The sequence below is a fragment of the Campylobacter sp. GB48 genome, assembly GCF_049221845.1.
GTDB classification, from domain to species: Bacteria; Campylobacterota; Campylobacteria; order Campylobacterales; family Campylobacteraceae; genus Campylobacter_D; species Campylobacter_D lari_C.
The window spans coordinates 188,572-207,786 of record NZ_JBMJAR010000002.1 but is presented as its reverse complement, the minus strand read 5'-3'; the positions used below and the strand labels follow the sequence as shown (position 1 = coordinate 207,786).

General features: G+C 30.5%; 19 protein-coding genes and 1 pseudogene. 8 read left to right on the top strand and 12 right to left on the bottom strand.

Annotated features, from left to right (window positions below; all coding sequences use genetic code 11):
* The 4 genes and pseudogenes from ACOTVC_RS02450 to argS all read left to right on the top strand — a co-directional run.
* Positions 1-867, top strand: a pseudogene (locus ACOTVC_RS02450) (hypothetical protein); the annotation flags it as partial.
* Positions 864-1,478, top strand: coding sequence for a guanylate kinase (gmk, locus tag ACOTVC_RS02445; RefSeq protein WP_087684961.1), 615 nt, complete (start codon positions 864-866; stop codon positions 1,476-1,478). The pseudogene ACOTVC_RS02450 and the gene gmk, both read left to right, overlap by 4 nt.
* A gap of 1 nt (position 1,479) precedes the next feature.
* Positions 1,480-1,719, top strand: coding sequence for a twin-arginine translocase TatA/TatE family subunit (locus tag ACOTVC_RS02440; RefSeq protein ID WP_039618758.1), 240 nt, complete (start codon positions 1,480-1,482; stop codon positions 1,717-1,719).
* Positions 1,720-1,728: 9 nt separating this feature from the next.
* The gene (gene argS, locus ACOTVC_RS02435) at positions 1,729-3,324 is read left to right on the top strand and encodes an arginine--tRNA ligase (protein ID WP_421627617.1); all 1,596 of its coding nucleotides are present in this window, start codon (positions 1,729-1,731) and stop codon (positions 3,322-3,324) included.
* On the opposite strand, the gene ACOTVC_RS02430 is transcribed toward argS, so the two are convergent.
* From ACOTVC_RS02430 to ACOTVC_RS02405, 6 genes are all read right to left on the bottom strand, one after another.
* Positions 3,315-3,839 carry a threonine/serine exporter family protein gene (locus ACOTVC_RS02430; protein ID WP_012661791.1) on the bottom strand — a complete coding sequence of 175 codons (525 nt, stop codon included), beginning with the start codon at positions 3,837-3,839 and terminating at the stop codon, positions 3,315-3,317. The two genes, argS and ACOTVC_RS02430, sit on opposite strands and share 10 nt — an antisense overlap.
* Positions 3,836-4,612: a threonine/serine ThrE exporter family protein gene (locus tag ACOTVC_RS02425; RefSeq protein ID WP_126340965.1), complete on the bottom strand. Its 777-nt coding sequence runs from the start codon at positions 4,610-4,612 to the stop codon at positions 3,836-3,838. The genes ACOTVC_RS02430 and ACOTVC_RS02425 overlap by 4 nt, the downstream gene beginning before the upstream one ends.
* Before the next feature lie 147 nt (positions 4,613-4,759).
* On the bottom strand, positions 4,760-5,365 hold the full coding sequence (locus tag ACOTVC_RS02420) for a DedA family protein (protein ID WP_214099143.1): 606 nt from the start codon (positions 5,363-5,365) through the stop codon (positions 4,760-4,762).
* A 49-nt stretch (positions 5,366-5,414) separates the two neighbouring features.
* Positions 5,415-5,843, bottom strand: a complete 429-nt coding sequence (locus tag ACOTVC_RS02415) for a trehalose-6-phosphate synthase (protein ID WP_257912152.1) — start codon at positions 5,841-5,843, stop codon at positions 5,415-5,417.
* A gap of 48 nt (positions 5,844-5,891) precedes the next feature.
* Complete coding sequence (locus ACOTVC_RS02410; RefSeq protein ID WP_257912153.1) at positions 5,892-6,374, bottom strand: peptidylprolyl isomerase; 483 nt, start codon at positions 6,372-6,374, stop codon at positions 5,892-5,894.
* 9 nt (positions 6,375-6,383) lie between these two features.
* Entirely contained in the window at positions 6,384-7,091 is a 708-nt protein-coding gene (locus ACOTVC_RS02405) for a YebC/PmpR family DNA-binding transcriptional regulator (RefSeq protein ID WP_039618745.1), read from the bottom strand.
* 80 nt (positions 7,092-7,171) lie between these two features.
* Between ACOTVC_RS02405 and ACOTVC_RS02400 the strand changes: the two genes are divergently transcribed.
* The 4 genes from ACOTVC_RS02400 to ACOTVC_RS02385 all read left to right on the top strand — a co-directional run bounded on the left by ACOTVC_RS02400 (position 7,172) and on the right by ACOTVC_RS02385 (position 10,611).
* Positions 7,172-7,717 (top strand): GNAT family N-acetyltransferase, encoded by a 546-nt coding sequence (locus tag ACOTVC_RS02400; RefSeq protein ID WP_257912154.1) that lies wholly within the window; start codon positions 7,172-7,174, stop codon positions 7,715-7,717.
* Entirely contained in the window at positions 7,718-7,909 is a 192-nt protein-coding gene (locus tag ACOTVC_RS02395; RefSeq protein ID WP_257912155.1) for a cation transporter, read from the top strand.
* A complete protein-coding gene (locus ACOTVC_RS02390; RefSeq protein WP_421627613.1) occupies positions 7,902-10,019 on the top strand; it encodes a heavy metal translocating P-type ATPase in 2,118 nt (705 codons plus the stop codon). The genes ACOTVC_RS02395 and ACOTVC_RS02390 overlap by 8 nt, the downstream gene beginning before the upstream one ends.
* Positions 10,020-10,086: 67 nt before the next feature.
* Positions 10,087-10,611: a DUF2165 family protein gene (locus tag ACOTVC_RS02385; protein ID WP_039628593.1), complete on the top strand. Its 525-nt coding sequence runs from the start codon at positions 10,087-10,089 to the stop codon at positions 10,609-10,611.
* A 31-nt stretch (positions 10,612-10,642) separates the two neighbouring features.
* Here the strand turns inward: ACOTVC_RS02385 and ACOTVC_RS02380 are convergent, their stop codons facing one another.
* From ACOTVC_RS02380 to alaS, 6 genes are all read right to left on the bottom strand, one after another.
* Entirely contained in the window at positions 10,643-12,538 is a 1,896-nt protein-coding gene (locus ACOTVC_RS02380) for an NAD(P)/FAD-dependent oxidoreductase (RefSeq protein ID WP_087684966.1), read from the bottom strand.
* Between the two features lie 88 nt (positions 12,539-12,626).
* Positions 12,627-13,187 (bottom strand): sulfite oxidase heme-binding subunit YedZ, encoded by a 561-nt coding sequence (locus tag ACOTVC_RS02375; protein ID WP_214116354.1) that lies wholly within the window; start codon positions 13,185-13,187, stop codon positions 12,627-12,629.
* Positions 13,187-14,080: a protein-methionine-sulfoxide reductase catalytic subunit MsrP gene (gene msrP, locus ACOTVC_RS02370; RefSeq protein ID WP_047208442.1), complete on the bottom strand. Its 894-nt coding sequence runs from the start codon at positions 14,078-14,080 to the stop codon at positions 13,187-13,189. The genes ACOTVC_RS02375 and msrP overlap by 1 nt, the downstream gene beginning before the upstream one ends.
* Positions 14,081-14,162: 82 nt before the next feature.
* Positions 14,163-16,094 carry a PBP1A family penicillin-binding protein gene (locus tag ACOTVC_RS02365; RefSeq protein ID WP_039619657.1) on the bottom strand — a complete coding sequence of 644 codons (1,932 nt, stop codon included), beginning with the start codon at positions 16,092-16,094 and terminating at the stop codon, positions 14,163-14,165.
* On the bottom strand, positions 16,094-16,636 hold the full coding sequence (maf, locus tag ACOTVC_RS02360; RefSeq protein WP_214099137.1) for a septum formation inhibitor Maf: 543 nt from the start codon (positions 16,634-16,636) through the stop codon (positions 16,094-16,096). The genes ACOTVC_RS02365 and maf overlap by 1 nt, the downstream gene beginning before the upstream one ends.
* Positions 16,636-19,173, bottom strand: coding sequence for an alanine--tRNA ligase (alaS, locus tag ACOTVC_RS02355; RefSeq protein WP_421627611.1), 2,538 nt, complete (start codon positions 19,171-19,173; stop codon positions 16,636-16,638). The genes maf and alaS overlap by 1 nt, the downstream gene beginning before the upstream one ends.
* Positions 19,174-19,215: the final 42 nt, after the last annotated feature.

Below are 19,215 nucleotides of genomic sequence, written 5' to 3'. Positions count from 1 at the left end.
AATATAGAAGAAAATATAGAAGAAAATATAGAAGAAAATATAGAAGAAAATATAGAAGAAAATATAGAAGAAAATATAGAAGAAAATATAGAAGAAAATATAGAAGAAAATATAGAAGAAAATCCCGCCAAAATGGATTCTTTTGATGAATTGCCTATGGTTGAAGAAATGGGCGAAAAGGAGATGAATTTTGATGATTTGCCTGAAGATGCTCAATTTATTGGTGAAATAAAAGATGATGATAGCATTGCAGAAGAAAATGAGCCTTTAGTAGAAGAACTTTTAGAGGATGAGGCTATGGATTTTGAGCCTGAAGAAGAATTAAGCACTCAAGATAAAATAAAAGAAGAACTAGCTGCTATTGATGAACTTGATGAGGAATTAAACGATCTTGATGAGGAAATGATGCAAGATTTTGATACCCAAGAAACAGGTAATAATGAAAATGCACAAGTTCTAGATATAGAGGAAAATATAGAGGAAAATATAGAGGAAAATATAGAGGAAAATATAGAGGAAAATATAGAGGAAAATATAGAGGAAAATATAGAGGAAAATATAGAGGAAAATATGGGCGCAATTTTAGATGATACACAAGATGAGTTTGCAAATTTAAATGAAAATGATATTATGTTAGCTTTAGGTGAAGAGCTTGCTCCAGTTATTGTAGAAAAGAAAGAAGAGAGCAAGATAAACACTGAAGAAAAAGTAGAAAATTTACAAGAAGATGAAATGGTAAATGAACTTAGTAAAAGCATAGCTCAAACTATTACTTCAAGTATTACTGATGATACTTTAAAAGCAGCCTTAAAAGGCATGAAAATGAATATAAACATTAATATAAGCTTTGATGAGGATAAACATTGAGTGGTCAAATTTTAATCATCTCAGGACCAAGTGGAGCAGGGAAGAGTACCTTGCTTCAAAGGCTTTTTAAAGAAAAAGATAATATTTATTTTTCTATTTCAAGTACAACAAGAGCTCCTAGGGAAAATGAAAAAAATGGAGTAGATTATTTTTTTATCAGCGAAGAAAAATTTAAACAAGGTATAGAAAAAGGCGATTTTTTAGAATGGGCTTTGGTGCATAAAAATTATTATGGCACTTCGTTAATCCCCGTAAAAAAAGCATTGCAAGAGGGTAAAAGTGTCGTTTTTGATATTGATGTGCAAGGTTTTTGTATAGCTAAAGAAAAAATGCCTGAATATATTACTTCTGTCTTTATTACAACCAAAAATAAAAAAGAACTTGAAAAAAGATTGCTTAAGCGAAATACTGATAAAATAGAAGATATTAGTAAAAGATTAGAAAATGCTAGTGATGAAATGGCTTATTTGGATCGATATGATTTTTTAATCATAAATGATGATCTTGAAAAAAGCTATAGGGAGTTAGAAGCAGTTTTTGAAGCTTCAAAGTTAAAAAGTACAAAACATGATTTAAAACAAATTCAAATTCAATGGAATAAAGGAGAATAAAATGCATATGCCAAGCGGAACTCAATGGTTGATTATATTACTTATTGTGGTGTTACTTTTTGGTGCAAAAAAAATTCCAGAGCTTGCTAAAGGCTTAGGAAAAGGTATTAAAACTTTTAAAGATGAAATGAACACAGAAGATGATAAAAAAATTGTTCAAGAAGATGCACAAAAAATTGAAAAAATCAATGAAAAAGATGTGCTTGTAAAAGAAAACAATGAAGAAGTAAAAAAAGCTTAAGGTAAAACATTGAAAACTTTAGTTTATAAAGAAATTAAAGAAAAACTAGGAAGAGATTTTATCTTAGAAAATCCTAAGAATAAAAATCTAGCTCATTTTGCCACGCCTTTGGCTTTTTCTTTGGCTAAGGAATTAAAGCAAAACCCTATGGTAATTGCTAATGATATTGTTGCTAAGTTAAAAGATTGTGATTGTTTTGAAAGTGTAGAGGCTTTAAATGGTTATGTAAATTTTAAGCTTTCAAGAGCTTTTTTAAATTCTTTAGCTACACAAGCTTTGAGCGATGGTGAGAATTTTGCAAAAGATGAGGCAAAAAACGAAAGTTTTTTACTAGAGTATGTTAGCGCTAATCCAACGGGACCTTTGCATATAGGGCATGCTAGAGGTGCTATTTTTGGTGATACCTTAACTAGAGTTGCTAGACATTTAGGATATAAATTTGATACAGAATATTATGTTAATGATGCGGGAAATCAAATTTATCTTTTAGGTCTTTCTATATTACTTGCAGTAAAAGAGCATTGTTTGAATGAGCAAGTTCAATATCCTGATGAGTATTATAAAGGCGAATATATCATAGATGTAGCAAAAGAAGCTTTTATTGAATTTGAAAAAGGTTTCTTTGCAGAAGAAAACATTCCGCAATTAGCACTTTGGGCTAAGGATAAAATGCTTAAAATTATCAAGAAAAATTTGGCCGATGCTAAGATATTTATTGATGCTTATGTGAGTGAAACGAGTTATTACAATGAATTAGAAAATACCTTAAAAGCTTTAAGAGAGCATGGCGGTACTTATGAACAAGATGGTAAAATATGGCTTGCATCAAGTGCTAAAGGTGATGAAAAAGATCGTGTGATTATCAAAGATGATGGAAAAGGAACTTATCTAGCTGCTGATATAGTTTATCATAAAGATAAAATGAGCCGTGGTTATGATAAGTGTATTAATATATGGGGAGCTGATCATCATGGCTATATAGCTAGAATGAAAGCTGCTATGGAATTTTTAGGTTATGATAGTCAAAATCTTGAAATTATTCTAGCGCAAATGGTTTCATTATTAAAAAATGGTGAGCCTTATAAAATGAGTAAAAGAGCAGGAAATTTCATCTTAATGGGTGATGTTTTAGAAGAGCTTGGTAGTGATGTGTTAAGATATATTTTTATTAGTAAAAAATGTGATACACATTTAGAGTTTGATGTAGATGAGTTTAAAAAAGAAGATAGCTCTAATCCTGTGTATTATATTAATTATGCTCATGCTAGAATTCATCAAGTATTTGCTAAAGCGGGTAAAAGCGTAAATGATGTTATGCATGCTAAATTTGAGAGTTTAAATGAAGATGGCATGAATCTTTTATTTGAAAGCTTAAATTTAAAAGCAGTGCTTAATGATGCATTTGAATCAAGAGCCTTGCAAAAAATTCCTGATTATTTAAAAAATTTAGCTTCTTTATTTCATAAATTTTATAATGAAAATAAAGTAGTTGGCTCAGATAATGAAGATGAGCTTTTAAAACTTTTTGCCATATGTGCTTTAAGTATTAAAACAGCTTTTGCACTTATGGGAATAGAAGCAAAAAATAAAATGAATCACGATTGATTTTGATCGTGATTTTTACTTTTTTTAATACTTCTTGTCATCATAAAGCTTTGTTCAAAAAATAAAAGTAAAGTTACACTTACTCCTACTGCTAAGGCTAATGTTACTGAAAGCGTTGTAAAAAAATGATCGAAAAATTGAATCAAGAAATTAGTCTTTTCGCTAATATCTTCTGAACGTATAAATGAAATAAGATATAAAATTGCTTTATAGGCATAAATTCCAGGTATCATAGGAATGAGAGCAGGAAAAGCTATAATTTCAGCAGGTGTTTTAAAAATCTTAGCTAAAAACAAACCAAGACAGCCTATGCTAAAAGAAGCTATAAAGGTTGCAATAGCCAAGGTTTGAAAGCCAAAATACCCCATCAAAGTAAAGCGCATGCCATGAGCTATAGCGGCTAATATGGCTGAGAGTATGAGTGTTTTAAAGGGCGGATTACACACATAAGCAAAGCCAAAACCTGTTAAAGCTGCAAAAAACATATCCCAAAGTATAGAAGAATAATCAATCATCTTAAAATCCCAAAATCACTAATGCTAAGAGTAGTATAAATTCCAATGGCAATACAGCACACCAATATCGCCACACTTATAATGCGACTAAGTCCCATGAGTATATGATCTTTTAAAATATCTATAATCGAGTTTATAAAATATACCCCGGGAATTAAATACAATATACTAGAACCCAAAGCAACATTAGCTTCTTGCACGAGTTTTAAATCTACCCCAAAAAATACAATAAAAGAGGATAAAAAAGAACAAATAATGTATTGAATTCTTAAATCAATTTTTATTCTAGTAAGTAAAACTCTCAGGCTAAAACCTACTAAAGTAGCCAAAAATACAAATAAACAGCCGTAAAAATCCCCTCCAAATAGCTTGCAAAATGCTGAGTTTGCCACTGAAACTAAAAATAAATTAGCTAAAAAAGGATTTTTTGTGCTTTGTTTGAGTTTTAAAAGAGAAAATTTAGCTTCTTCTAAGTTGTATTTATGATCATGAATTTGCCAACTTAACGCACTTAGTTCTAAAATCAGTTTAAAATTAATATGATTGTGCTTATTAGGTATGATATAGGTTCTTTGTATGGAATTATCACTTTTGTCAAAAATATTTAGTGTGGTATGGTGAAAGAAAAAATTCATATTAATCTCATAACCATATGCATTAGCTATTCTTCCAACGCACTTTGCCACTCTTGCTGTGTAAGTTCCAGCACTTAGAAAAACACTAATGTATTCGATTAAAAAATCCGTTAAATTTTGAATTGATGGTTTTTCCATAGTATTTTCTTTGAAATAATTTATAGGATTTTATCAAAAATCAAATATAAAATCATATAAATTTAAAGGTTTTTGGAAAATATATATTAAATTAAAGGAAATAATAAAACACCTAGCTAATGAAACTAGGTATTTAAAATAGAAATTTTAAGATACCTTTTTTCTTTTTTGGATATAGATATAAATAACCACAATTATAGTGGTAAAAATAATACAAGCTATAATAACAAAATGCAAATATTCTTTGATCAGATCTTCATTTTTACCCAAAACATAGCCTAATATAAGCAAGATTAAACACCAAATTCCAGCCCCCAAACTAGTATAAAATATAAACTTTTTCAAATTCATTCTTGCAAGTCCAGCGGGTAAAGAAATATATTGACGTAAACCAGGGATTAATCTTCCACTAAAGGTGGATATTTCACCATGTTTGTTAAAAAAGGCTTCAAATTGAGCAAATTTTGCTTCATTAACTCCAAAATATTTGCATATTTTCAAAAGAACTTCCCGTCCTAAGAAATAACATAAATAATAATTAAGCAAAGCTCCTAAAAGAGCTCCAAAAGTCCCACAAAGCAGGCATAGCCAAAAGTTAAGTTCGTTTTGATGGGCTAAATATCCAGCAGGTATCATCACTACTTCGCTAGGAAAGGGAAAAAAGGAACTTTCTATAAACATAAGAAAAATAATCCCCCAATAACCCCAATCTTTTGCAAGTGTAAGTAAAAAATCTATAATATCACTAAGCATAAATAACCTTTATTTTTTAAGCTAATGATATAAGTTTAGTTTTAATGTTTTAAAAATATAACATGGCTTTTGCGCAAATGACTATTAAAATACATAAAATCAATGCAATCAAGTGAGATTTTAAAGGGTCTTTTCTTTTTAAAACTTTTATAAAAAATAAAGAGTAAAAAGTCAAAACTAGCATTGTTATTAATAATAAAAGTTTGATAAATAAAAATATGCCAAAATTGCTTGCAAAAAAATCCCAAAAAGAGTTAATTTCATAAAAACTTAAAAGATAAAATCCACTCAATAAAAGCAAGATAAAAATACTAGCAAAGATAAAAATACTTGATTTAGTATAGGCTTTTTTGATTTTATCGCAATCTTCTTTACTTTGGTGTTTATAAGCAAAGTGATAAACACATACATCAAAAAATACATAAGCTATAAAAAATATAGCACAAATAAGATGAATACAAATAAAAATAAAATGCATAGTTAATCTCCTTAAAAAATCATAGCACAATTTTAAGGAGATGTAAAATTAAAGTTTTTCTAAAATTTGGATAGTTTTGATTTTATCTCCTGCTCTAATGCTATCTAGTACTTCTAAACTTTCTTTATCTTCAGGATTGATTTGTCCAAAGATAGTATGTACTCCATCCAAATGAGGTTGTGGACTATGACAAATAAAAAATTGTGATCCACCTGTATCTCTACCAGCATGAGCCATAGATAAGCTACCTCTTAAGTGTTTGTGTTTTTGATTGTCGCATTCGCACTCTATCTCATAACCAGGACCACCTGAACCTATACCATAAGGGCAACCACCTTGTATTACAAAATTTGGAATCACACGGTGAAAAACAAGTTCGTTGTAAAAACCATCATTAGCTAGGTTGGCGAAGTTACATACAGTTTGTGGTGCTTCATCAGGAAATAATTCTAATTTCATATCACCTTTTTCGGTGCTAATAATAGCAAAATTGTATTTTTTTGCATCTTTTGTGTCGATTTTTTTAAGCATTTTTTGCTCCTATTCTATGTTGGTGTAAACTGCTTGCACATCATCATCATCTTCTAATTTATCAAGCAATTTTTCAATATCAAGAAGTTGTTCTTCACTAAAACTTACAGGATTGTTAGCAAGATACTCAAGTCCTGCTTTTTTAAGCACTAAACCTTTTTTTTCTATGGCATTACTAAGTTCTCCAAAGGCAGTGTAATCACCTATAATTAGTAATTCTTCTTCATTTTGCTCAAGTTCTTCAAGCCCTGCATCAATGAGTTCAAGTTCAAGTTCTTCTAAATCTCCATCATATTTTTCAAGATGAAAAACAGCTTTATGTGAAAACATAAAAGTCAAAGAGCCATTTTGTAAAATTTCTCCACCATTTTTGCTAAAAATAGCTTTTACATTTGCTACTGTACGTGTAGGATTGTCGCTCATGCACTCAACAATGATTAAAGCTCCATGCGCTGCTTTTCCTTCATAGTGGATATTTTTAATATCAGCGCTATCTTTTCCACTTGCTCTTTTAATAGCTGCGTCAATATTATCTTTTGGCATATTGTTAGCTTTTGCAGTAGCTATGGCACTGCGAAGCTTTGGATTCATGTCAGGATCAGCTCCGCCTTCTTTTGCTGCTACTTGTATAGCCTTTGCAAGTTTTGGAAAAAGTTTGCTCATTTTATCCCATCTTGCTTCTTTAGAGGCTCTGCGATATTCAAACGCTCTTCCCATAAATTCTCTCTTTCTTATATTGTTTTAAAGTTAAAAGTATAAACTAAGAAGTCTAAATTTGATTTTAAAGGAGTAAAAGAGTGATTAGAAAAGCTAGGAAAGATGACGCTAAAAAATGCATACAATTGCTTGCCTTGGCAATGGATCATTTTATTTATAAACTTAGTGGTTATGATGAGTATCAAAAAGCCATAGAGGTTTTGGAGAATTTTTTTATCCAAGAGAACAATCGTTTGAGTTATGAAAATGTGTGTGTATATGAGGAAAATGAGGAAATTTTAGGCGCAATTTGTTTTTATGATGGAGCTTTGGCAGATGAGCTAGATAAGCCTTTAAATGAACATTTAGAATTTTTAGGAATTAATGAAAAGGTTTTAAAAGAATGCGAAGATGAATTTTATTTAGACAGTATTTGTGTGGATGAAAAAGCAAGAGGAAAAGGTATTGCTAAGAAATTGATTGAATATGCTTTCAATGAAGCTTTGAAAAATGGTAAAAAACTTTCATTAATCGTAGAAGATGAAAATATAAATGCAAAAATGCTTTATGAAAAAATGGGCTTTAAATTTATAAAAAATAAAATTTTTCACTCTCATAAATATGAATACAGAGAAAAAGGAGAATAAATGATTATAAAAACTAAAAATATTAATTGTCAAAGTTGTGTCAATTTACTCAAGGCCTCATTAGAAGATGAATTTGGTACCATGCAAATAAATGTTGAAACAAAAAGCATAGAGATTGACTTAAAAGCAGAGCAAGTTGAAGAGTTTAAAAAACAATTACAAGAATTAGGTTTTGAAATAGATAATGCATGAAGTAAAATTAAAAATAGGCAATATGACTTGTGTTAATTGCTCTAATGCTATAGAAAAAGTTTGTGCAAAAATTGATGGAGTAGAAGATGTAAGTGTTTCTTATGTCAATTCTAGTGGAGTGTTTTTGCTTAAAGATTTATCTTTGGAAGTAAAAATCAAAGCAAAAATCAAAGCTTTGGGTTTTGAGATATTACAAGAAGAGCAAAATTTATACGAGTTTAAACTCAAAGAGCTTAAAAATATGAAAATAAAGCTTATCATGAGTATAATTTTGAGCTCTATTGTGATGTATTTTGAAATGTTTGTTCAAGGAAATGTTTCTGCTTTAATTCAAATGTTTTTATCTATGATAGCGATTTTTTATTGTGGAAAAGGTTTTTTCATCCACGCTCTTAAAGGATTAAGACATAAAAATTTAGATATGAATACCTTGATATCTCTAGGTGCTTTTACTTCCTTTATATATTCTTTTTTTGTGTATTTTGAGGTATTTAGTAAAGATGGTTATTTGTATTTTAGTGGCGGAGCGATGATTATAAGCTTTGTTTTATTAGGTAAATACTTAGAAGAAAAGGCTAAATTTAAATCCTTAGAATATCAAAACAAATTAAAAAACATAGATATTAAAAAAGCTAATATAATCTTAGAAGATGGAAGTATAAAAAGCATACCCAGTGCTTTTGTAAAAGAAAATGATGTGATTTTAGTAAAAGAGGGTGAAAGCGTTGTCGCTGATGGGGTAATTATAGCAGGCGAGGCTGAGGTTGATGTGAGTTTTTTAACAGGAGAGTTTTTGCCGCTTTTTAAAAAGCAAGATGATGAGATTTTAGCAGGAACTGTGCTGATAAATGGAAGCTTAAAGATTAAAGCTAGTAAAAAGGCTATTGAAAGTTCATTAGAACAAATCAAAGATCTTGTTTTTAAAGCAGGTAATGTCAAAACACCTTTAGCAAACTTAGCTAATAAAATTTCAGCTTATTTTGTAGCTTGTATTATTGTTTTATCGCTTTTTGTATTTGCTTTTTGGTATTTTAAAGAAGGAATCAACGCTGCATTTTTACATGCTTGTGCTACGCTTTTAATTTCTTGTCCTTGTGCTTTGGGTTTAGCAACTCCTATAGCCATAGTTAGTGCTTTAGCAAATGGAGCAAGAAATTTTATCTTAGTGAAAAATCCAGCAGTATTAGAGAATTTAGCTAGTATAAAACTTGCTATTTTTGATAAAACAGGCACTTTAAGTCAAAATGATTTAAGCGTTTATAAGCATAATCTCTCTCAAGAAGATTTTCAAAAACTTACCCAAATTGAAAATTTAAGCTCACACCCAATCGCAAAGGCATTTACTAAAGAATTAAATGTAAATTTAAATTTGCAGGGAAAATTAAGTGTTTTGGTGGGGAGTGGTTTGCTTTATGAGGAAAATGATGATGTGTATTTAATAGGCAATGAAAAACTAATGCTTGAAAATGGCGTTGATATACAAAAAAATAAACAATTTTTGCAAGAATTTGAAGATCAAGCACCCATATGTTTGTATTTTGCAAAAAATAAAATTTGTCTTGGCGGGATTTGCTTGAAAAATGAACTTAAAAATGAAGCTAAGGATTTGATAGCAAATTTAAAACAAAAATATATAAAAAGCATTATTTTAAGTGGTGATAATGAAAAAAGTGTTGCCAAAATAGCAAATGAATTAGATATCGATGAATATTATTCTGACTTAAAACCCGAGCAAAAGCTTGATTTTATAAAACAAAAAATCAAAAAAGAAAAAGTGCTTTTTATAGGAGATGGTATTAATGATGCGCCTGCTTTAAATTTAGCTAGTGCAAGCATAAGTTTTTCCAAAGCAAGTGAGCTTGCTAAAAAAAGCGGAGATTTGATTTTGATAAAAGATGATTTATCTTTAATAGCTTATTGTTTTGAGCTTTCTCAAAAAACTAAAAACATCATCAAGCTTAATCTTTTTTGGGCTTTTATTTACAATGCTTTGTGTATTCCTATTGCGGCAGGTTTTGTGCCATTTATAACACTTAGTCCACATTTGGCAGCTTTGGCAATGTGTTTTAGTTCGGTAACAGTTGTATTGAATTCTTTAAGATTGCGTTAGATATTTCAGTTTTGTTTAATATTTATTATATTATATTAATATAATTTTAACAAAAAGGAGTATCATAATGAATTGCAATTGCGGTTTTTCTATGACGAGCATAGTAAGATATTCTAAAATGATTATCTTACTTACAGTTGCCTCTTTAGCGGCTATTGTTGTTTTTGGCAATATAACTGATTATAATTCAAATTTTCAGTTTGTAAAGCATGTTATGAGTATGGATACTAAACCTGATTATTTAGGTAATGCTATTGTTTATAGAGCTATTACAAATCCTACTATTCATCATGTTGCTTATATTTTTATTATCTGTTTTGAAGCTTTTATTATGCTAACTGCTTTAAAAGGTGCTTTGGATATGTTTAATGCAAGAAATTCAGATGCAAAAACTTTTCATGAAGCTAAAAAATTTGGAATTATTGCTTTAACTTGTTGTTGTTTGCTTTGGTTTTTTGGTTTTCAAGTGGTAGCTGCGGAGTGGTTTGGTATGTGGATGAGTAAAACTTGGAATGGCTTGCCTGATGCTACTAGATTAGTAAATTATATGCTTTTAGCTTTAATTTATATTGGTATCAAAAACGATGATTGATTTATCAAACTCCTAAAAAGGAGTTTGATTGTTAAAGTTCGTTAACAGCACGATATGCTTGATCGATTGCTGAATGCATATAAGCTGACCAATCAGAATCTGAATTTGCTATAACGATATTGCCAAAAGGTTTTCTTGCAAGCTCTATAGTTTTTTGTGCTTCTTCGCTATCATCAAAAAGACTGTTTTCTGTATATGAATAGCAGTGTCCCCAACGATTTACAACTATAGCCTTAATGTCTTTTTCATGATTAAATCCAGCTGAACCTAGCATACCTTGGAGTTGATCGCGAATAATTTTCTCATGCTCTTCAAAACTCATAGTGAATAATAAATTTCTGCCTACTCTAGCTCTATCCCTTGCGTCCATTCCATCAAGATCAATCCCTTGGATGTTTGCAAAAGCTAAAGGAGAGCAAACCATGTGAACACAAATAGGCTTTTTAGGATCTCTTGGGTGGTGATATCCTCCCATATCCACAGGATAATCAAGTTTAGTTCTAGCATAAGGCATTTTTGGTGAATAAATTTCATGAACCCCAAGTTTTATAAATGGTTCCCAATTGCTTATAATAACTTTAGTGTGTAAAAGAGAGGTTTTTACATTTTTGCTTAAAGCATCTTTTTGATCTTGTGGCATGCTTGGTACTATATATGGAATCATACTATTATAATTTGCCATTACAACTTTTTTAGCTTTTACTCTGTAATTTTTGCCTTTATTAATGTAAGTTACCAAAGCTCCATCTTTTGTATTTTCTACATTTATAACAGTGCTGTTTAATCTTAAACGTACTTTGTTTTTAGCAAGATCAAGTTTAGAATAATCAAAATGAGCCAAGGTAATCTCATCCATATCTTTGCCTTTTTTAGACACATCAGGAATTAATCTTCTAACCATTAATCTAGCAACAGTAGCATTGCCATCAGCACAGTGATGGATATATGGTTCTTCCATTTCAGCTAAAGCCTCTCCTTCGATTGGATCAAGACCAAGTTTATCAAAACCAGGTAAGAAAGAAACTCTAGCATCTTCACAAGAAACAGCATCAATACCTAAAGCTAAAAAGTCATCTGTCATACCTTCAAAGAATTTTACAGCTTGTGGTGAAAGTTTAACTTTTTCTTCTAAGAATTTTTTATAGCTTGTTTTTGCTACATATTCATCTCTTTGCTTTTTATCCATGCCTTTTAAATAGTCTTTTTCGCTTTTAAATAAAGCAATAAGGTCTTTTTTATCTTTATCATTAAGTGGAAAATCCCCTATAAAGGCTTCAATGCTTCTTCCGTTGCTTTTTTCTTCAGGAATATCATCGCAAATTACTTTTCTAGGATTACCATTTACAACTTTGTCTACTCCAAATTCAGACTTAGAAAAATACACACCTCTGCTAAGTTTTAAATCAGGGTAAAAATTTACATCAAAACGTTTAGCAAGCTCATCAATATCCACACCTAAAGATGATAGTAAGTCTACTACCTCTTTAGAATATAAAGCTTTTGGAGATTGGAAGGTTTCGCTACCACCATAACTTAAAATAGTACCATCTTCTAATTCTATTTCATTTCTTCTAGCGTGTCCACCAAAATCATCGTGATTATCAAGGATGAGAATTTTTTTATCTTTTCCAAATTTATTTTGATAAAAACAAGCAGCTGCTAAGCCACTAATTCCAGCTCCAACTACAACTAGATCATATTCTTGTTTAGGTTTGATAGCGCTAAAGTCAAATTTTTCACCATCTCTTAACATATGCGCAAACTCATAACTTGCATTGTTGCTACCTCTTAATCCAAGCCACTTTGGTGGGTAGTATTCTTTGGTAAAATCTTCAATTTTGGCTTCTTTACCGTATAATACTTGCAAAGGAGTCATTCCTGCTAGTATAGTTAAAGCCATTCCGTTTAAAAAGTCTCTTCTTTGCATGATTGTCCTTAAAATAAGATATACTACATCTTATTTTAAGGACAACTTTATATTATTTTTCTTAAACAATGTGTATTTTTGAAAGAAATTACAAAAAAGTTACTTTTTTTCTCTTTTTATAATTTTTATATAATTTAATAAGTAGAAAAATAAAGGCTAGGCTTAAAGCTAAAAAATGTGGAATTTGTGGTATTTTTGCAGATAAAAAATAATGCCAAGCTACTAGCAAAAAACAAAAATATCCGAGTTTTCTTATTTTACTTAATTTTTTAAAAAAATTAAAAGAGCTTATAAACATAAGTGAGAGTATGAAAAAGCATACAAAGCCACTAAATTCTAAATTTTTACTAAAAGTCTCTTTGAAAAAAAGTATTAGATCTAAATTTTTTCCAAAAGCAAAATAATTTAAAAAGTGGATTAAAGCCCAAAAAAAAGCATAAAAACCTAAAAATTTAGGGTAATCTTTTGTGTGCTTATACTTTAAAAGTGAAAAAAATAGGCTTAATCCAAAAAAGATTAAGCCAAATATACCACTATAAAAATACAAAGATTTTACAATATCAAATTCTTGCTTGATTTGATAAATGCTAAAAATAACACTTAAAGTAAATGCTAAAAATCCGCCGATATTATAAACTTTTTTGTTCATTAAAAATTAACCTTTAAATCCATATCTTTATATAAATGCGCTACTTCTTTTTCATAACCATTAAACATTTGCGTAGGTTTAGTGAAAAAATCTCCCAAAGGACGTTCGTTCGCTTGAGACCATCTTGGATGAGAAACATTTGGATTAACATTAGCATAAAAACCATATTCTCTAGGGTTTGCTAACTCCCATGTGGTTTTAGGTTGTTCTTTGGTAAATTCTATTTTTACAATAGATTTGATACTTTTAAAGCCGTATTTCCATGGAACTACAAGACGAATTGGTGCTCCATTTTGTCCTAATAAAGGCTTTTTATACATTCCTACAGCCATAAGTGTTAGTGGGTGCATAGCTTCATCTAATCTTAAGCCCTCTACATAAGGATAATCAAGAGTTGGGAAAAATGAAGCTTGGTCAGCAAATTGATTTTTATCAAAAAGAGTGGTAAATTTTATAAATTTAGCTTCGCTTTTAACTTTGCATTTTTCTATCAAAGCGCGTAATTCAAAACCAACCCAAGGCACAACCATAGACCAAGTTTCAACACAACGAAATCTATAAATTCTCTCTTCTAAAGGAAAGGCTAATAAATCTTCCATAGTCAAAGTCAAAGGCTCTTCAACTTCCCCGCTAACTTCTATTTTCCAGCCCTTTGTATTGAAATTTTTTGCAAGCTCAACAGCTCTTTTTTTATCAGTAGAAAATTCATAAAAATTAACATAATTAGTTGCAATTTTTTCATCGCTAAGTTTTAATTTTTCATTATTAGGATCAGGAAAGAAATTTAATGCCATTAATTCAGATTGAACTAAGGCTGAACTAACCAAAGCTCCAGCACCTAACTTTAAAAAGTGACGTCTTTTATTGTACAATTGCTCGTTTGTGATATTCATAAAAATCCTTTATATATTTTATGATATTAAAACATATAAAGGAAAATGAAAGGATAATTTTTATTATTTTATAAAAAATATTTTAAAAAATTATTTCACTGTTTTCAGATAAAGCGGGGTTGTTTTTTGGAAATGGGGAGGTATTGGTGTAATACTCTTTTTGTTTTTCATAAATTCCTTGATGAACCCCTTTTGGAATGATAAATTTTCTAGCGCTATCAGGATAAAGTTCTAAGTATTTTGTTAAAAATTCTTTAAAAACTGGAGCAGCAGTCCTTGCACCACCTTCGATTTGTTTCATAGGTTTATTATCATCATTACCATACCATATGATAGCTTCTATTTCAGGAGTTAATCCACAAAACCACGCATCAATACTTTTGTTTGAAGTACCTGTTTTTCCAGCTATTTCAATCCCTTCTACTCTAGCATTGCGCCCAGTGCCTTTTTTAACAACATTTTGCATCATATCATTAACTAAAAAGGCTTGCTCGGGTTCGCTGATTTTTCTTTCTCCAGAGTTAAACTCTACTACTATTTTGCCATTTTTATCGATTACTCTTTTAATGAGTATTAAATCTTTTTGCACCCCATAATTCCCAAATACTGTATAAAGTTTAGCATAATCATAAATAGAAATTCCAAAGCTACCTAAAACTATAGATAAATCAACCGGTATATTTTCAAAACCCATAAAACTAAGTTTATCGTGGATTACATCAAGTCCTAAAGCAAGAGCTAAATTTATAGTAGCTAGGTTTCTTGAGCCAGTTAGTGCTTCTTTTAAACTTATAAGTCCTAAAAATTTTCCACCAAAATTTTTAGGTTTCCAATCTTTTTCATCTTTTTTGGTACTTTCAAAAATCCTTGAAATATCAGCAATCTTACTCATAGGTGAATAGCCCATGTCAATAGCAATTTGGTATAAAAAAGGTTTAAAAGAACTTCCAGGCTGTCTTAAACTTTGAGTAGCACGGTTAAAATTACTTTTTGTGTAATTTACCCCACCTACTAAAGCTAATATATCTCCATTTTGGTGATTTGCTACTATCATAGCTCCATTAAGTGTGCTTAAATTTGCATCTTTATCTCTTTTAACTATTTCATCATAGCCAAATTTTAAAGCCTCTCTTGCAATGTTTTGTACATCAAGATCGATGGCAAGTTCTATTTTATAACCACCACTTTTTAAATCTTTAATTCCGCTTAGTTGTTTTAAAACTTCTTGAGTAACATAAGGAGCTGCATTTTGTGTTAAAGTATCATCATATACTTTTGGAATCTCTTTTAAGGCATTTTCATACTCTTCTTTAGAAATCCAACCAAGATTATACATCCTTTGTACTACGCTATTTGCTCTTGCCAAAGAAAGATCTAAATGTCTAGTAGGATCATAAGTGCTTGGAGCCTTTGGCATACCTACTAAAATGGCAATTTCTTTCAAACTAAGCTCATCTAAATTTTTTCTAAAATACCCAAGCGCAGCGGTTTTTACTCCATAATATCCATGTCCAAAGAAGATGAAATTTAAATATCTTTCTAAAATTTGCTCTTTAGTTAAAGTACTTTCTATCTTATATGCAAGCAAAGCTTCTTTTAGTTTTCTATTTAAAGTACGTTCAGGGGTTAATTCTGTATTTTTTATGAATTGTTGCGTAAGAGTGGAAGCTCCTTCCATGGTTTTTCCACCACTTCTTATGATTTTAATGGCTGCTCTAAAAATCGCATCTATATTAACCCCGCCATGTTCAAAAAAGCTAGTATCTTCAATAGCCACCAAAGCTTCTATAAGTCTTGGTGGAAGTTCTTCATAAGGAGCGTAAAAGCGGTGTTGCTCGAAAACATTGGCAACTAATTTTCCATTTTTATCAAAAATTTGTGTCGTAAGAGGTGGTTTGTAATCTTTAAAAGTGTATTGATTTAAATCAGAATCAGAAAACAAATAAGCAATAAATATAAAAACTCCAACCGCACACACTATACAAAAAGAAAGAAATATTTTTAAAATTTTTATCATAAAAATGCTTTCAAAAGTTCTATATTAAGCCCTAGTGCTGTACTTTGATGGCCTATGATTTTTTTAATGTATTTTTTATGAAATCCCTCACACATCACAGCTCCGGCTTTACCTTGATAAAGTTTTGACTCAATGTATTCTTGCATATCTTTTAAATCAAATTTATCCAAAATCAAATCACACTTGCTAAGATTAAAAATCTTTTTATCTTCTAAAACCAAAATCATCGCGCTTAAAACGCTAATGCTTTTGCCACTTTGTAGATTGAGCATATTAAAAGCCTCATTGTCGCTTTTAGCTTTAGTTAGAATGATATTTTGAGCACAAACTATGCTATCAGCAAATAAAACATTTTTTAAGTCAGGATATTTTGCAAAAAACTGTCTTTCTTTTTCTAAAACAATTTTTTGCACATAAGAGCTTGGATTGTCTTTTTTTACCAAGCTCTCATCATAATCGATAATAATTTGCTCAAAAGCGATATTTGTTTCTTTTAATAAAGCAACGCGTGAAGGCGAACTTGAGGCTAGATAAAGCATTAAGCAAGACTTTCTTCTATGATTTTTCTAGCATGATCAAGTGCTTGTTCTATTTTGCTTGTATCTTTACCGCCAGCTGTTGCAAAATCATCCCTACCGCCACCGTTTCCACCAAGTATTTGCGCAATTTCTTTTACCAAAGCACCAGCTTTTAATGAAGTGTCTTTAACACCTGCTGCGATGATGATTTTACCTTCTTTTTCTTGTAAAAGTAAAATCACAGCTTTGCTAAATTTATTTTTAAACTCATCTATCATAGTTTTTATATCACCACTGTCTATTTTTTGCACACAATATTGAATGCCATTTAGTTCTTTAGAGTTTAATTCTGCTTTGCTTGAATTTTTTAATTCATTTTTTAAACTAGCTATTTCATTTTTTAATTTTGCTACATAGCTTAAAATATCATGAGTTTTTAACTCTTCTTTGGCTTGGTTTAGTTCTTTTAAATTTTCATTAACATAATCAAGTGCAGCTTTGCTTACTACTGCTTCTATCCTTCTAACTCCAGCACTAACTCCGCTTTCTTTGATGATGTAAAAACTTCCTATTTCAGAGCTATTTTTCACATGGGTGCCACCGCAAAGCTCTTTACTAGCTCCTAGGGTTAAAACTCTTACTTTTTCTTGATATTTTTCACTAAATAAAGCTATGGCACCACTTTTTTTAGCTTCATCTAAAGCTAAAATTTCAATTTTAGCTTCATTTGCTTGCATGATGTAAGTATTTACTAAAGCTTCTATTTGCTTTAATTCTTCTTTGTTTAGAGCTTTTGGATGAGTAAAATCAAACCTTAATTTATTATGCTCTACCAAAGAACCTGCTTGACTAATGTGTGAGCCAAGAATTTCTCTTAAAGCATGGTGTAGTAAATGTGTCGCACTATGATGTCTTGCGATTTGTTCTCTTTTTTTAGTATCTATGCAAGCTAACACTTCATCATTTGTTTTAAGATCTTGTTTTAATTTCACTTGACTAAGATTAATATCAAAGAATTTTTGTGTATCTAAAACCTCATTTTCATTGATAAAACCTATATCAGCGCTTTGCCCTCCACTTGTTGCATAAAATGGAGTTTTTTTAAGCATTAACCATGCTATATCTCCTGCCTTAGCTTCGGTTATGATTTTAAAATTCTCATCCAAAATAGCCATGATTTTAGTTTTTTCTTCATAGTTTTCATAACCACTAAAAGTATTTTTGCCAAATTTTTCTAATAAAACTTTAAAGTCTCCACTAACTGCTTTATCTCCACTTCCTTTCCAAGAAGCTTTGGCTCTATCTTTTTGTTCTTGCATAAGCTCATTAAATTTACCCTCATCTACACTAAGATTTTTTTCTCTTAGCATATCTTGGGTTAAATCAAGCGGAAAACCATAAGTATCATAAAGTTTAAAAGCTACTTCACCGCTAAAAATATCTTTAGTTTTTTTAAGTTCTTCATTGAAAATTTCAATACCATTTTCGATAGTGCTTAAAAATCTTTCTTCTTCTAGTTTAATCTGCTCTTTGATAAATTCTTTTTTTTCATTTAAGTAAGTATAATGCCCACCCATTAACTCGCAAACTACATCTACAAGCTCATACATAAAAGCTCTTTTAAGACCTAGTAAATATCCATGTCTTAAGGCACGGCGCATAATTCTTCTTAAAACATAGCCCCTACCTTCTTTATCAAAGCCAACTCCTTGAGCAAGTAAAAATACACTTGATCTAATATGATCAGCGATTACTCTATAGCTAGCTCCACTTTCATAGGTATAAGTTTTACCGCAAAGTTTTGCAATACTCTCAATAATAGGCATAAACAAAGAACTATCAAAATTGCTAAATTTTCCTTCTTTTATAGCGCTAACTCTTTCAAGCCCCATACCTGTATCAATACTAGGTTTTGGCAATGGAGTAAGTGTGCCATCAGCACTTCTTTCATACTGCATGAAAACGAGGTTCCAAATTTCTAAGAATCTATCTCCATCACCACCCATATAATCTTCACTAGAATTAAAATGCTCAGCACCTTGATCATAAAAAATTTCACTACAAGGCCCGCATGGTCCAGTATCGCCCATTTGCCAGAAATTATCTTTATCGCCAAATTTATAAATTCTTTCTTTTTCTATATGTTTTTGCCAAAGTTCATATGCTTCATCATCGCTCTCATGTACAGTTACATATAGTCTTTCTTTAGGTAGTTTTAAAACTTCAGTTACAAATTCCCAAGCATAAGCAATAGCTTGTTCTTTAAAATAATCCCCAAAACTAAAATTCCCAAGCATTTCAAAAAAAGTGTGATGTCTTGCTGTGTAGCCTACATTGTCTAAGTCATTATGTTTTCCACCGGCTCTTATACAAGTTTGACAGCTTGTTTTACGCGGAGGATTAGGGCGTGGTATTTCTCCGGTAAATATGCTTTTAAAAGGCACCATACCTGCATTAGTAAAAAGTAAAGTCGCATCATCAGGAACTAAAGGGCTTGAAGGAGTGATTTCATGTCCTTTTGACTTAAAAAATTCTAAATATTCTTTTCTTATATCCATAGATTTTCCTAGCTAGTTTTTTGCTTAAAATAATACCAAAAA

Bases quoted from the DNA above. Each gene is read 5' to 3' on its own strand.
- ACOTVC_RS02380 (WP_087684966.1), bottom strand. From the start codon at position 12,538: ATGCAAAGAAGAGACTTTTTAAACGGAATGGCTTTAACTATACTAGCA.
- ACOTVC_RS02375 (WP_214116354.1), bottom strand. From the start codon at position 13,187: ATGAACAAAAAAGTTTATAATATCGGCGGATTTTTAGCATTTACTTTA.
- ACOTVC_RS02425 (WP_126340965.1), bottom strand. From the start codon at position 4,612: ATGGAAAAACCATCAATTCAAAATTTAACGGATTTTTTAATCGAATAC.
- ACOTVC_RS02440 (WP_039618758.1), top strand. From the start codon at position 1,480: ATGCATATGCCAAGCGGAACTCAATGGTTGATTATATTACTTATTGTG.
- ACOTVC_RS02385 (WP_039628593.1), top strand. From the start codon at position 10,087: ATGAATTGCAATTGCGGTTTTTCTATGACGAGCATAGTAAGATATTCT.
- msrP (WP_047208442.1), bottom strand. From the start codon at position 14,080: ATGAATATCACAAACGAGCAATTGTACAATAAAAGACGTCACTTTTTA.
- ACOTVC_RS02410 (WP_257912153.1), bottom strand. From the start codon at position 6,374: ATGCTTAAAAAAATCGACACAAAAGATGCAAAAAAATACAATTTTGCT.
- ACOTVC_RS02420 (WP_214099143.1), bottom strand. From the start codon at position 5,365: ATGCTTAGTGATATTATAGATTTTTTACTTACACTTGCAAAAGATTGG.
- ACOTVC_RS02405 (WP_039618745.1), bottom strand. From the start codon at position 7,091: ATGGGAAGAGCGTTTGAATATCGCAGAGCCTCTAAAGAAGCAAGATGG.
- ACOTVC_RS02390 (WP_421627613.1), top strand. From the start codon at position 7,902: ATGCATGAAGTAAAATTAAAAATAGGCAATATGACTTGTGTTAATTGC.
- ACOTVC_RS02430 (WP_012661791.1), bottom strand. From the start codon at position 3,839: ATGATTGATTATTCTTCTATACTTTGGGATATGTTTTTTGCAGCTTTA.
- alaS (WP_421627611.1), bottom strand. From the start codon at position 19,173: ATGGATATAAGAAAAGAATATTTAGAATTTTTTAAGTCAAAAGGACAT.
- ACOTVC_RS02415 (WP_257912152.1), bottom strand. From the start codon at position 5,843: ATGCATTTTATTTTTATTTGTATTCATCTTATTTGTGCTATATTTTTT.
- maf (WP_214099137.1), bottom strand. From the start codon at position 16,636: ATGCTTTATCTAGCCTCAAGTTCGCCTTCACGCGTTGCTTTATTAAAA.
- ACOTVC_RS02395 (WP_257912155.1), top strand. From the start codon at position 7,718: ATGATTATAAAAACTAAAAATATTAATTGTCAAAGTTGTGTCAATTTA.